This is a genomic window from Bacteroides fragilis NCTC 9343, from assembly GCF_000025985.1.
In the GTDB taxonomy this organism is placed as follows: Bacteria; Bacteroidota; Bacteroidia; order Bacteroidales; family Bacteroidaceae; genus Bacteroides; species Bacteroides fragilis.
In genome coordinates, this window is the sequence record NC_003228.3 from 1883158 (window position 1) to 1902294 (window position 19137).

At 47.0% G+C, this 19137-nt stretch carries 12 protein-coding genes; 6 read left to right on the plus strand and 6 right to left on the minus strand.

Annotation, left to right across the window (positions count from 1 at the left end; translation table 11 throughout):
- Positions 1-45: 45 nt before the first annotated feature.
- Both bioA and BF9343_RS07445 read right to left on the minus strand, forming a co-directional pair.
- Complete coding sequence (gene bioA, locus BF9343_RS07440) at positions 46-2292, minus strand: adenosylmethionine--8-amino-7-oxononanoate transaminase (RefSeq protein WP_010992602.1); 2247 nt, start codon at positions 2290-2292, stop codon at positions 46-48.
- Positions 2289-2690: a hypothetical protein gene (locus BF9343_RS07445; protein WP_009291979.1), complete on the minus strand. Its 402-nt coding sequence runs from the start codon at positions 2688-2690 to the stop codon at positions 2289-2291. Before BF9343_RS07445 ends, bioA begins: the two co-directional genes overlap by 4 nt.
- A gap of 326 nt (positions 2691-3016) precedes the next feature.
- On the opposite strand from BF9343_RS07445, the gene BF9343_RS07450 reads away from it, so the two are divergent.
- Positions 3017-6145 (plus strand): SusC/RagA family TonB-linked outer membrane protein, encoded by a 3129-nt coding sequence (locus BF9343_RS07450; protein WP_008768281.1) that lies wholly within the window; start codon positions 3017-3019, stop codon positions 6143-6145.
- Positions 6146-6252: 107 nt separating this feature from the next.
- Positions 6253-7845 carry a RagB/SusD family nutrient uptake outer membrane protein gene (locus tag BF9343_RS07455; protein ID WP_041926195.1) on the plus strand — a complete coding sequence of 531 codons (1593 nt, stop codon included), beginning with the start codon at positions 6253-6255 and terminating at the stop codon, positions 7843-7845.
- 135 nt (positions 7846-7980) lie between these two features.
- On the opposite strand, the gene BF9343_RS07460 is transcribed toward BF9343_RS07455, so the two are convergent.
- From BF9343_RS07460 to BF9343_RS07470, 3 genes are all read right to left on the minus strand, one after another.
- Positions 7981-9480: an L-lactate permease gene (locus tag BF9343_RS07460; RefSeq protein ID WP_010992604.1), complete on the minus strand. Its 1500-nt coding sequence runs from the start codon at positions 9478-9480 to the stop codon at positions 7981-7983.
- A gap of 204 nt (positions 9481-9684) precedes the next feature.
- Positions 9685-11133 (minus strand): DUF3868 domain-containing protein, encoded by a 1449-nt coding sequence (locus BF9343_RS07465; protein WP_010992605.1) that lies wholly within the window; start codon positions 11131-11133, stop codon positions 9685-9687.
- A 51-nt stretch (positions 11134-11184) separates the two neighbouring features.
- Entirely contained in the window at positions 11185-11772 is a 588-nt protein-coding gene (locus BF9343_RS07470) for a DUF3575 domain-containing protein (protein ID WP_008768285.1), read from the minus strand.
- 267 nt (positions 11773-12039) lie between these two features.
- On the opposite strand from BF9343_RS07470, the gene BF9343_RS07475 reads away from it, so the two are divergent.
- Genes BF9343_RS07475 through BF9343_RS07485 form a run of 3 tightly spaced genes read left to right on the plus strand, consistent with a single transcriptional unit; the run spans position 12040 to position 15652 of the window.
- The gene (locus tag BF9343_RS07475; RefSeq protein ID WP_010992606.1) at positions 12040-13584 is read left to right on the plus strand and encodes an acyl-CoA carboxylase subunit beta; all 1545 of its coding nucleotides are present in this window, start codon (positions 12040-12042) and stop codon (positions 13582-13584) included.
- Positions 13585-13602: 18 nt separating this feature from the next.
- A complete protein-coding gene (gene accC / locus BF9343_RS07480) occupies positions 13603-15114 on the plus strand; it encodes an acetyl-CoA carboxylase biotin carboxylase subunit (protein ID WP_010992607.1) in 1512 nt (503 codons plus the stop codon).
- A 13-nt stretch (positions 15115-15127) separates the two neighbouring features.
- Positions 15128-15652, plus strand: coding sequence for a biotin/lipoyl-containing protein (locus tag BF9343_RS07485; RefSeq protein ID WP_005786452.1), 525 nt, complete (start codon positions 15128-15130; stop codon positions 15650-15652).
- Positions 15653-15757: 105 nt separating this feature from the next.
- Here the strand turns inward: BF9343_RS07485 and BF9343_RS07490 are convergent, their stop codons facing one another.
- Positions 15758-17020, minus strand: a complete 1263-nt coding sequence (locus tag BF9343_RS07490; protein WP_010992608.1) for a metal-dependent hydrolase family protein — start codon at positions 17018-17020, stop codon at positions 15758-15760.
- 452 nt (positions 17021-17472) lie between these two features.
- Here BF9343_RS07490 and BF9343_RS07500 point away from each other — a divergent pair, with 452 nt between their 5' ends.
- Entirely contained in the window at positions 17473-19128 is a 1656-nt protein-coding gene (locus BF9343_RS07500; protein ID WP_041926315.1) for a hypothetical protein, read from the plus strand.
- Positions 19129-19137 lie beyond the last annotated feature (9 nt).

Below are 19137 nucleotides of genomic sequence, written 5' to 3' on the forward strand. Positions count from 1 at the left end.
ACTCTGTGAGACTCTTGTTACTCTGTGGTGAAGTTTGATTCGCCTCTATTTCGTTTGGGAACCGGGAAGGCCGTTACTTATGATCCTTATCATCCCTTCCGTGAGTTTGGTCAACTGTTCGGGCGTAATGATAAACGGAGGCATTACATAGATCAGTTTGCCAAACGGACGGAGCCAGATGCCTTCCTCCACAAAACGGCGTTGCAGGTATGCCATATTCACCGGTTCTTTCATCTCGATCACTCCGATGGCACCCAGTACACGGACGTCCGCTACCTGAGGGAGCTCACGTGCCGGAGCTAATTCACGGTTCAGTTGAGCTTCTATTCGTTTTACGTTTTCTTGCCAGCCGGAAGTTAGAAGTAACCGTACCGATGCGCAGGCTACGGCACATGCTAACGGGTTTCCCATAAACGTAGGCCCGTGCATGAATGCTCCCGGTGCATGGTTGGAGATGCAGTCTGCCACTTCATTGGTGGTCAGTACTGCCGATAAGGTCATGTATCCACCTGTCAATGCTTTGCCGATGCACATGATGTCCGGCTCTACTCCGGCATGTTCCCAGGCGAAGAGTTTTCCGGTACGTCCGAATCCGGTTGCTATTTCATCGAAGATCAACAGTACCCCATACCGGTGGCAGAGGCGCGCAGCTTCTTTTAAATATTCCGGATGGTAGAAACGCATGCCTCCCGCACCTTGTACAATGGGTTCGAGGATGAAAGCTGCCAGTTCATCGGCATGTTTCTCCAGCAGATACTCCAACGGACGGATGTCTTCCGGATTCCATTCATCTCCGAACCGGGAGGAGGGAGCAGGGAGGAAGTGGCGGATGGGAAGTGCCGAACCAAAGATACTGTGCATCCCCGTTACAGGATCGCATACCGACATGGCATTCCAGGTATCTCCGTGGTAACCGTTACGGATGGTGACGAAATTATTTTTCTCCGGTTTTCCGGCTGCATACCAGTATTGTACGGCCATCTTCAGTGCAACTTCGACAGCTACGGAGCCGGAATCGGCATAGAATATCTTTTGCATAGAGGGCGGGACCAGCGGAAGCAACAGTTTGCCCAGTTCGATAGCCGGATCGTGCGTCAGTCCGCCGAACATGACATGCGACATCCGGCTGAGTTGATCTTGTACAGCCTGGTTTAATATCGGGTGATTGTATCCGTGCACCGCACACCACCACGATGACATTCCTTCGATCAGTGTCTGTCCGCTTTCCAGCGTGATGGTGGCACCGTCAGCCCGTTTCACCTTATATACCGGGAGCGGATTCGAAGTTGAAGTATACGGATGCCACAAATGTTCGCGGTCAAATTGTGAGTCGGCAAAGTGATATCCTTCCGAGAGAATCATCTCTTTGTCGTCCGATACCTTGGAGCCGAGTGTTGTCAGCAGATCGCCTACGATGGCGGAGTTGATGCCGATATAGAGGGATTTCCGGACGGCCTCTGGTGTCAGTTGCGAGCGTCCTCCGGCAAAGCGTAGGTAAGCCGCAGGGTTAATGAACCGGAAAAGAGCCACTGTGGTCAGTATCTCTTCTTCACTGAGAGGAGACTGATGCTCGAGCGGAGTGCCGGGTATGGGTTGCAGCAAGTTGATCGGGATGGATTGGATGTTGAGATCGCGGAGTGTGAAGGCAAATTCGATCCGTTGTTCCACAGTTTCGCCCATGCCGATGATGCCTCCGCAGCAGAGGTCCATCCCTACTCGTCGTGCGGCATGCAAGGTTTTCAGCTTTTGTTCCTGTGTATGCGTGGTACAGAGCGAGTCGAAGTGGGAAGGAGCCGTTTCGAGGTTACAGTGGTACCGGGTCACTCCGGCATCATACAATGCCTGCAACTCTTCTTCGTCCAACAGTCCGAGCGAAGCGCACAACCGGATAGACGAATGACGACGCATCCGCCGGGCCGCTACACAGAGCTCTTTCATGTTTTTGGGAGAAGGTTTGCGTCCACTGGTCACCAATGAAAAGCGGTTGACCCCTTGTGCTTCGTTGTATTTTGCTTGTCGCAGGCACTCATCCGCGCTCACCAGATCGTATACATCGGCCTTGGTCTTGTAGTGAGATGACTGGGCGCACCATTTACAATTTTCCGGACACCGCCCTGAGCGGGCATTGATGATGGAACACATGTCGAACTCCTGCGAAGCGCAGGCGGTGGTGATGTCGTGTGCGGCATCATACAACTCTTCTTTACGGGGATAGAGCGCCAGCCATTCGGCCTGCTCTCGGCTGATAGCCGTTCCTTGTAATACTTGGTTTTTTATTTCTTCGATAGTCATAGGGTGGGGATATTAAAAAAGAGGTTGCCGGTCCCATCGGGATGGGAGGCAACCTCTTTAGGTGTAATGTGTGAGGCGGATGTCACAACAGTTGACTGTGCGGCACCGGCATAAGAATATTTGGATGATTGGAGTTGAGTAAGAAGCAAGAGCAATGGTTCGGGAGATAACGTGAGGTTCTCCCAATCTTCTTCCGGAACGGAATCTTCTGTTTCCCGTTGCGGATCAAGTCCGGTCGTATGCGGAGTTTGCTGCTTGCACAACGCACATTCGGTGATGTTCTTTCTCAACTGTCCGATGGTGACACACAAACCCAGAGTGGCAAATATGGCATAAGCCTTCCGGCTCCACTGGCGGAAGCGGATAAACGAATGTGATATGTACCTTTCTTTTTTCATAAGCCGTATGGTGATATCGGGTCATCGGACGGCGGCAAAGCTACAAAGAATCTACGGAATGACCAAGGGATAGCATCGGTTTGTAAGCAGGGCCCTCTCCTCTACCACAAAGACGGTATAAGAATCCCTTATAAAGGGGATTTCAAGAACAATCCCCATACTCTACTTTTGCAGCAGGAAATGATCCGTGAAAATTAATTAAAAAATGTAGGTGGCTTTTGACACACCTTCAAGAATAAGATAACAATTTCAAGGCTTTTAACAACAATCTGCCGGATTGTGTGTTAAACAAAAGATTCTAATTTAAACATAACTAAACTTAAGGTATGAAGACCAATTTACGTCTATTATTTACGTTGCTCTTTGTCGTTTCGGTTGTTGCATTACGTGCCGGAACAATGAATGACATACGTGTTTCGGGCACTGTTGTGTCCGAAGGAGACCCGTTGCCCGGTGTGTCGGTATTAGTGAAAGGAACCGGCGTCGGTACTATTACCGGTATTGACGGCAAGTATTCCATCAATGTTCCGTCCGATGGTACGCTGGTATTCAGTTTTATCGGACTGAAATCTGTGGAACATAAAGTGGGAGGACGCTCAGTGATCAATGTCGAGCTGGTGCCCGACAGTAAGCAATTGGAAGAAGTAATGGTAGTAGCCTATGCCACTGCCAAGAAATATAGTTTCACCGGTGCCGCCTCTACCGTTAAAGGTGACGAGATAGCGAAGTTACAAACCTCGAGCGTATCACGTGCCCTTGAAGGAACCGTAGCCGGTCTGCAGGCAAGTGCCGCAAGCGGTCAGCCGGGTACCGATGCCACAATCCGTATTCGCGGTATCGGATCCATCAATGCATCCAGTGCACCTCTCTATGTAGTGGACGGTGTGCCCTATGACGGTAGTGTGAACTCTATCAACCCCGAAGATATCGCATCGATGACCGTTCTGAAAGATGCGGCCTCAGCTGCTTTGTACGGTTCGCGCGGAGCCAACGGTGTGATTATTATCACCACCAAGCAGGGACAAAGCGATTCGAAGACTACAGTGAACGTGAAAGCCAGCTTCGGTGGTTCCAATCGTGCGGTACGTGATTACGACCGGATCGGCACCGATCAGTATTTCGAACTTTATTGGGAGGCTTTGCGTAACCAATATGCACTGGATACAAAGAATTATACTCCTCAGACAGCAGCTATCAAAGCTTCTAAAGACTTGGTAGGAAAACTGATGGGGGCCGGCCCCAATCCTTATGGCTCTAAATATCCTCAGCCGGTAGGTACGGATGGAAAATTGGCGGATGGGGCCGTTCCGCTCTGGAACTTCGACTGGCAGGATGCCATGGAGCAGCAGGCACTTCGTACGGAACTGGGACTGAATGTTTCAGGAGGCGGCAAAACCAATCAATACTACTTCTCTGCCGGATACCTGAATGATAAAGGTATTGCGTTGGAGTCCGGTTATGAACGCTTTAATCTCCGTTCGAACGTGACAAGCCAGATGACCAAGTGGCTTCGGGGAGGAGTGAACATGAGTTTTGCCCACTCTTTGCAGAATTATCCCGTATCATCGGATACGAAAACAAGTAATGTCATCAATGCCGGCCGTTTGATGAACGGATTCTATCCCATCTATCAGATGAACGAAGATGGAACCTATAAACTGGATTCCGAAGGACAGCGGATGTATGATTTCGGTTCTTACCGTCCGTCCGGTTCGATGGCTAACTGGAACCTTCCGGCCACATTGCCCAATGATAAGTCGGAACGTATGAAAGATGAATTTTCAGGACGTACTTTCCTTGAAGTTACCTTTATCGAAGGGCTGAAGTTTAAGACCAGTTTCAACTTTGACCTGATCAACTATAATTCACTCGACTATACCAATCCTAAAATAGGGCCGGCTGTTAACACCGGAGGTTCATCGAGCCGTGAAAACGACCGTACTTTCTCGTGGACCTGGAATAATATCCTGACTTATGACAAAACCCTCGGAGAGCATCATTTCAATCTGCTGGCCGGACAAGAAGCCTATTCCTACCGTTACGATGTGCTGCGAGCATCCCGTTCGAACATGGCATTGCCTGATTTTCCCGAACTGGCTGTCGGTTCGTTGGTAACCGGAGGGACAGGATACCGCGTAGATTACTCGTTGGTGGGATATTTCCTAAATGCCCAATATGACTATCAAAGCAAATATTTCTTCTCGGGTTCGTATCGGCGGGACGGGTCTTCCCGTTTTGCTCCCGAAACCCGTTGGGGTAATTTCTGGTCCGTCGGTGCTTCCTGGCGTATCGACCGTGAAGATTTCATGGTAGCTGCGAGCGACTGGCTTTCTGCCCTGACTTTGAAGGTCAGTTATGGTGCGCAGGGTAACGATAACCTGGGAACGTATTATGCCAGCAGCGGACTTTATTCGGTGGTGAGCAATAATGGAGAGAATGCGTTGGTATCCGATCGTCTGGCTACACCAAAACTGAAATGGGAAACCAACCTGAACTTCAATGCCGGCATAGACTTCTCGTTGTTCAACAACCGATTCTCCGGTTCATTCGATTTCTTCCAGCGGCGTTCGAAAGATTTGCTCTATTCCCGTCCGCTGGCCCCCTCGCTCGGTTATAATTCAGTAGACGAGAATGTAGGCGAACTGAAGAATACCGGTGTTGAAATCGATCTGAAAGGTACCTTAATCCATACCCGGGACTTTATGTGGCGATTGGGGCTTAACCTGACACATTATAAGAATGTCGTGACCGACCTTCCATTGAAAGATATGCCTGTGAGCGGAGTTCATAAACTGGCTGTGGGACGTTCTGTTTATGATTTTTACATGAAGAAATGGGCGGGAGTTGATCCGGAAAACGGTGATCCGTTGTGGTACAAAAATGTGAAGGATGCCAATAACAAGATCACCGGGCGTACGACTACCAATGACTATGCCCAGGCGGATTATTACTATACCGGCAAATCATCCTTACCCAAAGTGTACGGGGGATTTAATACCGCTTTCTCGTATAAGGGTTTTGAACTATCGACAATTTTTGCCTATAGTATCGGAAATTATATCGTGGACCGTGACGTAACTATGCTATGGCATAACGGAAGTTCTACCGGACGTGCCTGGTCGACAGAAATTCTGAACCGTTGGACACCGGAGAATCGATATACTGATGTACCGGCACTGAAAACCGTATCGAACAGTTGGAATGCAAATTCGACGCGTAACCTGTTTAATAACTCGTTCCTGCGGATGAAGAATATCACACTATCGTATAACTTCCCGCAACCGATGATAAAGAAGATCAGCCTGAACAGCCTGCAATTGTTTGTGCAGGCCGATAATCTGCTTACCGTTTCGAAGAATCAGGGACTCGACCCCGAACAGGATATCAGTGGACTGACGTATTACCGTTATCCGGCCATGCGTTCCATTTCCGGAGGAATCAATGTTTCGTTCTAAGGCTTTAATCCCCGGAAAAGGGCTGTTGCAATCGTATGCTCCGCCCCGGTTTAATCATGCATAAATCACATATAACAGATATAGTAAAGTATAAAATAACAGATGATATGAGAACAATACGATTTAACAATAACAGACATATCTCTTCTTCTCCTCTTCTTCGGACAGAGGGTGGGAGAGAGGCTTCCGTGAGTGATACCTCCGGAGATAAGATCCCTAAAGGTAAGTTTTCCTTTCTCCTTCTCTTCTTCCTTTTGTTCCTGGGGAGTTGCAGCAGCGACTTCCTCGACAATAAGCCGACAGATGCCGTAGATTCCGGCCTCGTACCTGTACCTTCGAATGCCGAACGCATCTTTAACGGTGCGTGGTACAATCTATTCGAATATGGTACCACTTATGCCAACATCGGCTATCGTGCTTTGATGTGCCTGGACGACATGATGGCCGACGACGTGGTTTCGCGCCCTATGTATGGGTTTAATTCTTCTTATCAGTTCAATGACGTGGTGATGCCTTCCGACGGACGTACCACTTTCGCCTGGTATCTGATGTATAAGACCATTGACAACTGTAATACGGCCATTTCTATTCAAGCTACCGGAGATGATGATACACTTGAGTTCCGGCATGCCCAGGGACAGGCACTTGCCGTACGTGCTTTCTGTTATCTTCATTTGGCACAGCATTATCAGTTCACCTATCTGAAAGATAAGAATGCTCTTTGTGTACCGTTGTATACCGAACCGACCAATCCGAATACCAAACCTAAAGGAAAGGCAACGCTCGAAGAGATCTATACACAGATCATCAATGACCTCAACCGTGCCAAAGGACTTCTTGACGGTTATGTACGTCCGAATGACAAGTCGAAATACAAACCTAACACCGATGTGGTAAACGGACTTCTGGCCCGTACTTATCTGCTTACCGGACAGTGGGACGAAGCCGCCAAAGCCGCATTGGAAGCTGCCAAAGGTTACACTCTGATGACGGATGCCAAAAACTATATGGGCTTCAACGATATATCGAATACCGAGTGGATCTGGGGACATCCGCAATCTGTCAGCCAGTCCGATGCCAGCTATAACTTCTATTATCTGGATGTGGTAGAACCCGATTCATACAATAGTTTTATGGCCGATCCGCATTTCAAGGACACCTTTACCGAAGGTGATATCCGTCTGGAATTGTTCCAGTGGATGCGTGAAGGTTATCTGGGATACCGCAAGTTCCGCATCCGTTCCGACCAGACGGGCGATATTGTCATCATGCGTTCTGCCGAAATGTATTTGATAGCTGCCGAAGCCTTGGCGCGTAAAGGTCAATTGGGCGAAGCCGTAAAACCGCTCAATACTTTGAGAAACGCCCGCGGACTGGCCGATTATGATCTTACCGGAAAAAAACAGGAGCAGGTGATTGATGAAATTCTGATGGAACGTCGCCGTGAACTTTGGGGTGAAGGATTTGGCATTACTGATGTTCTCCGTACACAACGTCCTGTGGTACGTGTCGCTTTGACCGAAGATGAAGCTGCCAAAGAATATGATTGCTGGCAACAGAACGGTACTTATAAAAAATATCATCCGGAAGGTCATTGGTTCACCAGCTTCCCCGATGGAACGAAGTTTGTGCCCAATAGTATATATTATTTGTATTCTATTCCTGAAAAAGAAACGAATGCAAATACGAATCTGAAATAAGAAATCATAGTCAACTGATTTTATATGAACTGTTTCTGAAAAATCAGATAGATTAATATAATAGACGAAAGGTGTGTCATAACTCTACGGTGAATAAGAGTTGCGACACACCTTTTTTATCAATATCGTTAATGGTTAACTGAATATATACACAATGATTCCCGTTATGACTACATAAGCCAGTGCATAAGGAATGGCTGCTTTCAGGATCTCTCCCTCCTTACCTTGCTGGTTGCCTGCTGATGTGGCGATAGCAATACTTTGAGGAGAGATGATTTTACCTCCTGTCGCACCTACCGTATTGGCGGCCGATAGCCAGTCGGGACTGACATTGATATGCCCTGCTACGCTGGCTTGCAGCTTTCCGAAAAGGATGTTCGAGGAGGTATCACTTCCGGTGATGAAGGTACCCAAACAACCGATAACCGGAGCAAAGAGAGGGTAGAGGCTTCCGGTAGCTGTGGCGAGTGCAGTGGCAATCACGGAAATCATGCCTGCCGTATCCATGATAGTGGATAGACCTACGAGGCAGATAACGGTAACGAATGTTTTTCTCAACTGCTTTACAGTGTTCCATAATACAATGAACAGTTCTTTCACTTTAGCTCCCTGTATCAGACCGCCTACAAATGTGCCTACAAAAAGCAACACTCCTGCATGTGTCAGCCAGGCGATGGTATAATTCACGGTGGAGTCATTGATGGGGAGGCTGATGCGTGTCACCCAATTGTTTTCGAGCGTACTTCGGAGGCCCGGAAAAAGCGGGCTGGTGAGTATGATCAACAGTAAAATGAGCAGATAGATGCTCCAGGCATTCAGGATATCTTTCCCTTTCAGTGCGTTCTGCTGCGCTTTCTCTTTTTTTGGGGCAGTCAGTTTGCCATAAATGACGATAACGACGATAGACAAGATGCTGCCGATGATAGCCGGTGATTCGGCTCCCATATATCGGGCCGCAACGTACTGGCTACCTAAAGATACAGCGCCTACCAGCAGTGCCAGAAATAGGTTTTTGGGTAATGATTTTATTTTTGGGTCGGTCAGGAAGAGTAGTACCAACGGTATCAGGAACATTAGTACAGAAAGTTGCAGTACGACGTTCGTACTCAGCACCTGTACATCCAGATTGGTTTCTTTGGCAAGTACCAGTACCGGTGTACCTATGGCACCGAAAGCCGTAGCCACACTATTGGCTATCAAGCTGACGGTGGCTGAAAAGATGGGTTTGAATCCCAGGCTGATCAGGATAGCGGCGGGGATGGCAACAGCTGTACCAAAACCTGCCATGGCTTCAAGTAACCCTCCGAAACCCCAGGTAAGGAGCAGTACCTGGATACTTTTATCGGTAGAGATGGAAGAGAATTGTTGTTTGATAATCTCCATCTTCTCTGTTTTCAGCAATACATTGTAGCTGAAGATAGCCATCAGGATGATAATCAGGATGGGAGAAACCGCTTTCAGTGCACCGTATACGAATGAAAATACCAAGTTATCTACCGCATAATGGAATCCGAAAAGAGCTATCAGTATAGTTACTATCAGGGAGATGACGCTACTTTTGTCACCCGGCATTTTAAAAAATGCCATTAATACAATCAAGAGCAATACCGGAACGATGGCAAGGATCAGTGTCATAATTGTCTGTTTTTAATAGTTGATGTTTAAGTTAAGATATTGATATAACAAAACCGGAACCTGTTTTGACGGATGAAATAATTATTTTTTTGCTGTATAGCGTTAAATAAAAAAAGGTGTAGCCCTCCGCATGGAAAGGCTACACCCTTTGGTCCGGATAGCTACACCCTTTTTATCGGATGGCTACACCCCAATACCGGGGATTTATTTTTTCTTCATATTCAAGATCTGTTGCAGTTGCTGTAGGTTGGCTTTAGCGGCCTCGTTACCCATCTGGGCAGCTTGGTTGAAGGCAGCGATGGCGCGTTGTACATCTCCATTGAGGAAGTTGTATACACCTACGTTGTTGATGAATTCTGCTGTTTGATGGTTGGCTTTATCCATATATTTGATTGCGTTTTCCAGATCTTTCTTGGTCAGTGATACGGCTGCGGCATTCAGGTTGGCTACTTCATCGTTCGGATACATGCGTACGGCAATGTCGAATACATTCACAAAATCGTTGCTTCCTTTCGGATAACTGTTGGCTACCTGATACATCTCGTTCAGACTCAGATATTTCGGGTTGACTTTTATCACCACCCGTCCTTGTTCTACATCGAAGTTGGCTACGGTGTAGTCTATCTTGCAGTTCACTTTGCGGAGTCCCGGATAAATCTCTTTCAGCATTGTGCGATAAGGAGCACCGCCGTCCACGCGCATGATTTCCTGTTTGCGGCGCGCATCGTCAGTCGTATTCTTGATGATACTGATAAATTTATCTTTATCCTTCATGGACGATTTTTCCAATGCTTGTACCAATCCGTCCCAATTTTCACCACCAAAAGTTACTTTGTAAAGTTTGCCGGGAACTTTTTCGTTGGTAGTCAGATAATTCTTCAGAGCTTCGGCACGTTTCTGCGACAGTTGTTCGTTGAATTTCAACGGACCCTCCGGTGAAGCGAATCCTTCGATACTGATTCCTGTTACTGTCAGGTTCTTGTCATTCTGAATCTTGTCGAACATAGCATGAATGTTCATCAGCTCTTTGTGGTTATTCATGAATTCCGGCTGGATCACAGCTTTGCTGACAGGAAAGTCGAGGTGAGCTTCATACTGTTCGCTACGGTTTTTCACCACCTCCACAGTCGGCTGAATATAAGCAACTACCGGTATCATGGCACTCAGGCGTTTCGCTTCGGTAGAAACGTCGTTTGTTATCAGCTCCTGAGCAAGCATCTCTTCGTTGTTGCCGCAGCCGCATAGATTTTCTACCAGATTCAATGAAGCATTTGCCATCCAGGGTTCGTAAGGGATCACCTGGGCATAGTTGAGCACTTCTCTTTTATTATAAGGAATTACGATTCCTGCAGGTAGTTCGCGGCTGATGGCTAATCCGCGCAAATAAGCCTTCTGACGGCGTTTGCCGTTGATGATGATCTCTTCCAGCGCTACGTTGTGCTGTCCGTCTGTCAGGAGCGGAGTAAGTGTGAGCATACGTTCGGGACTGACTGTCAGATTTTTCATATCGATCTTCATGTCTACATAAAGCGAATTGCCCTGTTGCCATAATGAAACATCGGATAGACTGATGGCATCTTTAAAAAATTTCTGGGCACTGGCCGGCATTACTACTGCGAGGGCCAAGAGGAAGTATATGATTTTTCTTTTCATTGTTACTGTTGGTTTAGTTTTTTATAATTGGTTCCGGTGAATGCGGGACGTTTACTTGATGGTATAAATGATGCTGAGTCCGACTTTGGTCGGTCCGAAATAATTCTTGTTGTTGTGCCCCAGCTTTTCACCACACTTGCCACATGCGTATTTGTCATAGTCCAGGCGGGCATATCCTGCACCGATAGTGGCTTCCATACTCCAGCGGTTTTTCAGTATCCAATGGTAGCCGTAAGAGATACCTGCACCATAGATCTTGCCGTCATAGCGGTAGTTGCCCAACCCGAAGATGTCGAGATTGCTCATGTTAACATCGGCATAATGGCCATGGAGACCGAAAAAACTACCGTTGAAACGTTCGCAAAGCCAGTAGCGGAGTTCAGGTTGTACCAGCCAGTGCTTGATCTGTCTGTCTTTGGAAAATTTCCAGGGATTGTAGTTGCCCGATACATCAAGAGTGAGTTTTTTCGCCAAGGCTACTTCAAATCCCAGGTTCGGAGTACTGGTGGCCCAGTAGAGGGCATTGGTTTTGATGGCGAACTTGGGAAGATAAGTTTTTGTTCCCTGCTCTTGTGCATGTATGCTTGTGGCAAATACAAGCAGGAAGCATGCTGCTAAAAAATGTTTGATTGTTCTCATTTTCATTTTGGTCTAGGTTTTTACATAAACTATTTGCGAGATTAAACGTCTGAGAGGGGGACTTTGTTGACTCATACTCAAAATAATGTTATAGGACATGCACGCTAACATTTTTAAGCAAATAATTGTTATCTTAATAAAGTCAGGATTCCAAACTTTTCATTTTCTTCGGGAAAGAGGGTGAAAATAAACAAGCAATTGTAACTTGGATTACATCTGTTCTCTTTTTTACATGCTAATTTTACATATACTTTAAAATAATAGCCTATGAAAGAGCTTATCAATCGCCTGGAAGAGTTGAACAGGCAAGCCGAAAAAGGTGGTGGAGACGCCCGTATCGAGAAACAACATTCTGTCGGAAAATTGACGGCACGTGAACGTATCGACCTGCTTCTGGAGAAAGGATCGTTTATTGAACTCGATAAACTGGTGACCCATCGTTGTACGGATTTCGGTATGGAGAAACAGAAAATATCCGGTGATGGAGTTGTAACCGGATATGGTATGATCGGCAAACGGCTTGTGTATGTTTTTGCTCAGGACTTCACCGTTTTTGGCGGTGCATTGTCCGAAACGTATGCCAAGAAGATTTGTAAGGTGATGGATATGGCTATGCAGATGGGAGCACCCATCATCGGGCTGAACGATTCGGGAGGAGCCCGTATTCAGGAGGGAGTCCGTTCGCTGGCCGGTTATGCGGAGATATTCCTGCGTAATTCTTTGGCTTCCGGTGTCATCCCTCAGATCAGTGCCATCATGGGTCCGTGTGCGGGTGGGGCGGTCTATTCGCCTGCATTGACCGATTTTATCCTGATGGTGAAAAATTCCGGTTATATGTTTATCACCGGTCCCGATGTGGTGAAGAGCGTGACACAGGAAGAAGTCAGCAAAGAAGATCTGGGAGGGGCGGATGTCCATACCATGAAGTCGGGGGTGGCACACCTCTCTGCCGAAAATGATATTGAATGCATCAATTACATTCGTGAACTGATTTCTTATCTGCCCGGAAATAATATGGAAGAGCCTCCGTTTGTTGCTACTACCGATTCTCCGACGAGGCTTACGCCCGAACTGTCGGATCTGGTGCCTACCAATCCTAATCAGCCGTATGATATGAAAGAGATGATCCGTGCAGTGGCGGACGATAACAGTTTCTTTGAATTGCAGGAAGAGTTTGCCCGTAACATCGTTATCGGTTATATTCGCCTGAACGGGAAGACGATAGGGGTGGTGGCCAATCAGCCGTTGGCATTGGCCGGAACGCTCGATATCAATGCCTCTGTTAAGGCAGCCCGTTTTGTCCGTTTCTGCGATGCGTTCAATATTCCATTGCTCACACTGGTAGATGTACCGGGATTCCTTCCGGGGGTAGATCAGGAGTATGGCGGCATCATCCGCAACGGTGCCAAGTTGCTTTATGCCTATTGTGAAGCTACGGTGCCGAAGGTTACGGTGATTGCCCGTAAAGCTTATGGCGGAGCTTATGATGTAATGAGTTCCAAGCACATCAGGGGAGATGTGAATCTGGCTTATCCCACTGCCGAAATAGCCGTGATGGGCCCCGATGGAGCGGTGAACATTCTTTTCCATAAAGAGATTGACAAAGCTGCCGACACCGAAGCCAGGCGTAAAGAGTTGCAGGATGACTATCGCAGCAAGTTTGCCAACCCCTACCGGGCTGCCGAGTTGGGCTACGTGGACGAGGTGATCGATCCGGCCATAACCCGTATGCGCCTGATACGCAGTTTTGAGATGCTTGCCAACAAGCGGCAGTCTAATCCGCCTAAGAAACATTCAAATCTTCCACTTTAAAGCAGAGGAGAACATCGTATGATAAAAAAGATATTAGTTGCGAATCGTGGCGAAATAGCCATGCGTATTTTCCGTACCTGCCGGGTAATGAATATTGCCACAGTGGCTATCTACACCCGGGTAGATCGGGGTGCCTTGCATGTGCGTTATGCCGAAGAGGCTTATTGTATTTCCGATTCTCCGGAAGATACGTCTTATCTGAAACCGGAAAAGATTCTGCAAATAGCCAAAAAGACAGGAGCTGCCATCCATCCGGGATATGGCTTTCTGTCTGAGAATGCGGACTTCGCCCGTCGTTGTGAGGAAGAAGGGGTAATCTTTATTGGTCCGAGTGCCGATATTATTGCCCGAATGGGTATCAAGACTGAGGCCCGCCGGATTATGCGTGAAGCCGGTTTACCGATCGTACCGGGCACGGAAGATCCGATGAAAGGCATTGCCGAAGCCAAAAAGGTGGCTGCCGAAGTAGGCTATCCCATCATGCTGAAAGCACTGGCCGGGGGTGGTGGAAAAGGTATGCGTCTGGTACGCAGTGAAGAAGAAATGGAGACGGCATTGCGCCTTTCACAGTCTGAAGCCGGAACGTCGTTTGGCAACGATGCTGTTTATATTGAAAAATATATCGAGAATCCCCATCACATCGAAGTACAGATACTGGGAGATAAATATGGAAATGTAATTCATCTTTATGAACGGGAATGTTCCATTCAGCGACGCAATCAGAAAGTAATTGAAGAATCGCCTTCTCCTTTTGTGAAGCCCGAAACACGTGCCAAGATGCTGAAGGTTGCAGTGGAGGCCTGTAAGCGGATTAATTATTACAGTGCCGGAACGCTGGAGTTCATGATGGATAAAGACCAGAATTTTTATTTTCTGGAAATGAATACTCGCCTGCAGGTGGAACATCCGGTGACGGAAGAGTGTACCGGGGTCGATCTGGTACGCGACATGATACTGGTAGCTGCCGGCAATCGTCTGCCTTACAGGCAAGAAGATGTCGAGTTCCGGGGAGCTGCCATTGAATGTCGCATTTATGCCGAAGATCCCGAGAATAACTTCATGCCTTCGCCCGGGGTGATAACCGTTCGTGAAGCTCCCGAAGGACGTAATGTCCGTTTGGACAGTGCGGCTTATGCGGGATTTGAGGTTTCGCTGCATTATGATCCGATGATTGCAAAGCTCTGTTGTTGGGGACGTAATCGTGATTCGGCTATTTCGAACATGGCCCGTGCGTTGCGCGAATATAAGATTCTGGGTATCAAGACTACGATTCCTTTCCATCAGCGTGTGTTGAAGAATGCGGCTTTCCTGAAAGGAGAGTACGATACTACCTTTATCGATACGCGCTTCGATAAGGAAGACCTGAAACGCAGGCAGAATACCGATCCGACAGTAGCGGTGATTGCTGCTGCGCTGAAACATTACGAAGAAGAGAAAGAGGCTGCTTCACGCGCCACTACGCTTCCGGTAGTAGGAGATTCGCTTTGGAAATATTACGGCAAGTTGCAAATGACTGCCAATAACTATTAAACTCAGAATGCTTATGACAACAATATTAGCAACTTATTATGCCAAAATACAGGATGTGCCCGACAGCGAGTATAAAGTGGAGATTCTGGAAGACGGGCCGGTGAAGAAAGTGGCTGTTAACGGGAAAGTGTATGATGTGGACTACAACGTAGGGGGTGACTCTATCTATTCCATTATCATCAATCATCATTCGCACGGAGTACAGATATCTCCGACTTCCCATTCCTCTTATACCATTATGAATAAGGGGGAACTTTATCAGATCGAGCTGAAAGGAGAACTCGAGAAGATACATAATGCCCGTAGCGGAGCAGATGCCGTAGGGCGTCAGGTAGTTGTAGCTCCCATGCCGGGCGTTATCCTGAAAACTTACGTCAGGAAGGGAGATGAAGTGAAGAAGGGTGATCCGCTGTGCGTACTGGTTGCCATGAAGATGGAAAACGAAATTCGTTCGGTGGCCGATGGGGTGGTGAAAGAGATTTTTGTGGAGGAGAATACGAAAGTGGGGCTGAACGACCGTATCATGGTGGTTGAGTAGTAAGAGTAGAAACCGCAAGGGCTCTGGAAGTATGATCTTTCAGGGCCCTTATCGTATGATGTATCAACTGTCTCTATAAAGTGACATTTGCGAAGAGCAGGGTTGTCAGACTCTATTCTTGTATATTTCTCCTCCTTTCATGATCATTATGAAATTCTTTTCCGGATCTCCCAATAGGGTAATGTCTTTCAGTACGTCTCCATCTACCAGAATTAAGTCTGCCCAGGCATCTTCTTCTATAACACCCAATTTCCCGGGATAGGGATTTCGTGCACCGGACAGAGCCAGCAATTCCGCATTATCATGTGTTACCATCTTGAGAATTTCAAAGTTACTGAACCATTGTCTTAATTTAAGGATTCCCTGATTCTGATTCTTCGTGTTGGCAGGATTGAACAGTAAATCTGTTCCCCATGCCAGCTTGACGTTGTATTTCTTTGCCAGTTGATAGGTTTGGTCCGTACCTTGAACTACCAAGGCATGCTTCTCCTGTTGTTCTTTTGTCGGGAATTGATTATCTCCTAAAGTGAAGGGTTGCATACTGAGCCATATCTCTTTCTCTGCGATCAGCTGCATGGTGGGTTCGTCAATCAGATGGCCGTGCTCAATGCTTTTTACACCTGCATGGATAGCTCGTTGAATAGCTCTGGGCACATAGACATGCACCATTACGTATGTTCCTGCATCTTCCGCCGCTTTAACGGCAGCATGAATCTCTTCCTCGAAGAACTGTGTATCTTCCAACCGATCATACAAGGAAGCTACCCCGCCGCCTGTCATCAATTTAATCTGGCTGGCTCCCAGGCGGAGATTATTGCGTGCGGCGACGGTCACGGCGTCTATTCCGTCGGCGATAATGGCAGCTCCCATCTTTTCGGTATGCGTCAGTCCGCAACAGTCAAAGGGACGGGGTTCGTCATATACCGCCCGGAAATCTCCATGCCCTCCTGTCTGGGAGATAAGAGAGCCACTGGGATAAATGCGTGGTCCGGAAAGGATTCCTTCGTCGATGGCCCGTTTAAGCCCGAAGACCGGACCACCTGCATCCCGGATGGTTGTGAAGCCGCGGAGTAGGGTAGCTCGAGCTTCTTGTCCGGCTTTGAACTGCGTATAAGCGGTGTCTGCAGTAAGCAGATCCATCATCGTATTGCATGACATATAAGCATGCCAGTGTGCGTCGATTAGTCCGGGTATCAGGAATTTTCCCTTTCCGTCAAGAATGGTAACATTGGGAATTCCGTCCGTAGGGATCGGACTTTCTGAAACGGTTTTAATCCGGCTGTTTACCACCAGCACATTTCCCCGGCCGGTCTGTTCGCTGCTTCCATCGAAAATTTGAACGTTATTGATTAAAATACTATTGTCCATGATACATTATTAATAGGTGAATACTGTTGGTATAACCCGTCTGAGGATTATTAGTTTAGCTGCAGGACTGATAAACTTCGTTAAGTGAGAGATTTATTCCGGTCTCTTCCTAAAAAACTTTACTCAATATGGGATGACTTTCTGTCTGATGATTTCTATCAATGTATTGGGCGTTTTATTTCGTGTCGTTAATCAACAGAAATCTTCCGTCCGGTCAGGATTATTAAAATGAAATAATTAGAAAGTTCTAATAACTTTCTACATTGCAGTGTTTATAGGGGTTCCGGGCATAGATTGCTTCCATTTGATAGACTGTATTTTAAGCTCGAATGATATCGGGTTGAACCTATTCTTTTTGCTATACGTTCTCTTTTTATAGACGAAGTAACTAAACCCGTCACATTTCAGCCGGTAAATGTGGCATATTGTCTCACTTTTAAACATATATGAATATGAAAACTTTATTCATTTTTCTATTTGTTTTGCTTGCATTTTACTCCTGCGATACGGATGAACCGATCAGCGCAGAAGACTTATCGGCTGCAACCGGTACTAATACGGATGAGGTCGATGTAGCTTCCAGGTCGGGCAGCTATCTGATCTGGCTTAATGGAATGAGTGCGGAAACAAAGAAAGTTGCAGATCAACTGCAAACCGTGAACCACTATGACAAGATGGTGGCTTTTAATGATTTACCGGGGACAGACAAGGTGGAAACCTTGGAAACCATGGCAAAAGATTCTTTGAACGATCTGACAATTGTAGGCAGTGTTGCCGATTTCATAGCAGGTACTTACAGTCCTGAGATGATACAGGACATCCGTCACAATCGTCAGGGAGTCATCTTAATTGCCAAAGACGGTAAGGGTGAAGATTTGAAGGCGCAAATGCTTAAACTTTTCGGGCTTTATGTAGATAAGGGATATTATAAAGTCAGCTTTCCGCGTGAACAGCGCTATGCCTATTATGACGCAAACGATCCGGATGTTTTGAAGAAGCTTTGCGGAACGGGTGGTCTCAATCCTCACACCCGTAGCATGTTGGGCTCTCCCGGACCGACGGATGATCCTTCGGCTCCGGAAGTTACCGAACGGGCTTTGCATGCTATGAAGAAGATCTATATCAGCAATCGGTATTATGTATATACCAGTGATTATAAATATCACATGACCGGATATGAGACGCTATTACCCTATACGGCTGATATCAGGGAGTATCTCCCGCGGGATGATAAAAGGTATGATGGGATGGTTGATCGCGAATGGACCATTGATGCTTATAATCTGCGTATTTACGCACCGACCAATGGAGATAATATGCTTGCTGTTTATAGTTCGGGTGGAAATGGTTTTTCCAACAGGCTCGACCATTCATTGGTATCTTTGAATAATGCACCGATGTATGAACTTTGGGCATTGATATGGGGATTGCGAAACAATGCTTATACGAAGATTAATATCCGTGACGACCAAAGTTCACAGTTGAATCTCAAACTGATTGACTTTGCGCCGGGTTTGCCGGAGACAGAGAGTACCATTGAGCATGCATACGAAAAGAGCGTGGGATTTGATTTGGGAGCGACTCCGGTTTTAAAGGGTGAGTATCGTTGGGGTAAGTCCATTACATATCAGTTGGCGGAAATGACCCGTGAGGTGACTCGTACCATTACCGATGCCGAGATGAGTTATTGCTGGAAGTGGTATCCTGAAACGCTTTTCCGGGGTAGCAAGGCTATGAATGCAGAGGGGATGATCGATGCTGTTACTATGATTTCGCCTGCATGGTATGATATTCTCTATGATCATGTGGCGGGAACTCCGGGTACGGATAATCCTTTCTGTGACTATGACAACGACTTGCAGTTTAACCAGAATCTGCTCAATTACGAGCAGCAATGCGCCATTACTGCCCGGACAACCGGTGCGTCGGCCGGTGTTGTAGCCATCGAGATAACCGATGGAATGGTCTTACAGCGTGGAGGAGCTTGGTTTACGAGTTGGGGAGCGGCGGTGATTCATTCTTTGCCGAGCAGTGCCGGAACAGCTTACAATACCACTGTGGATGTACACAAAACCACTACAGTGTGGATAGACTATAATAACTGGTAAAACGAACCA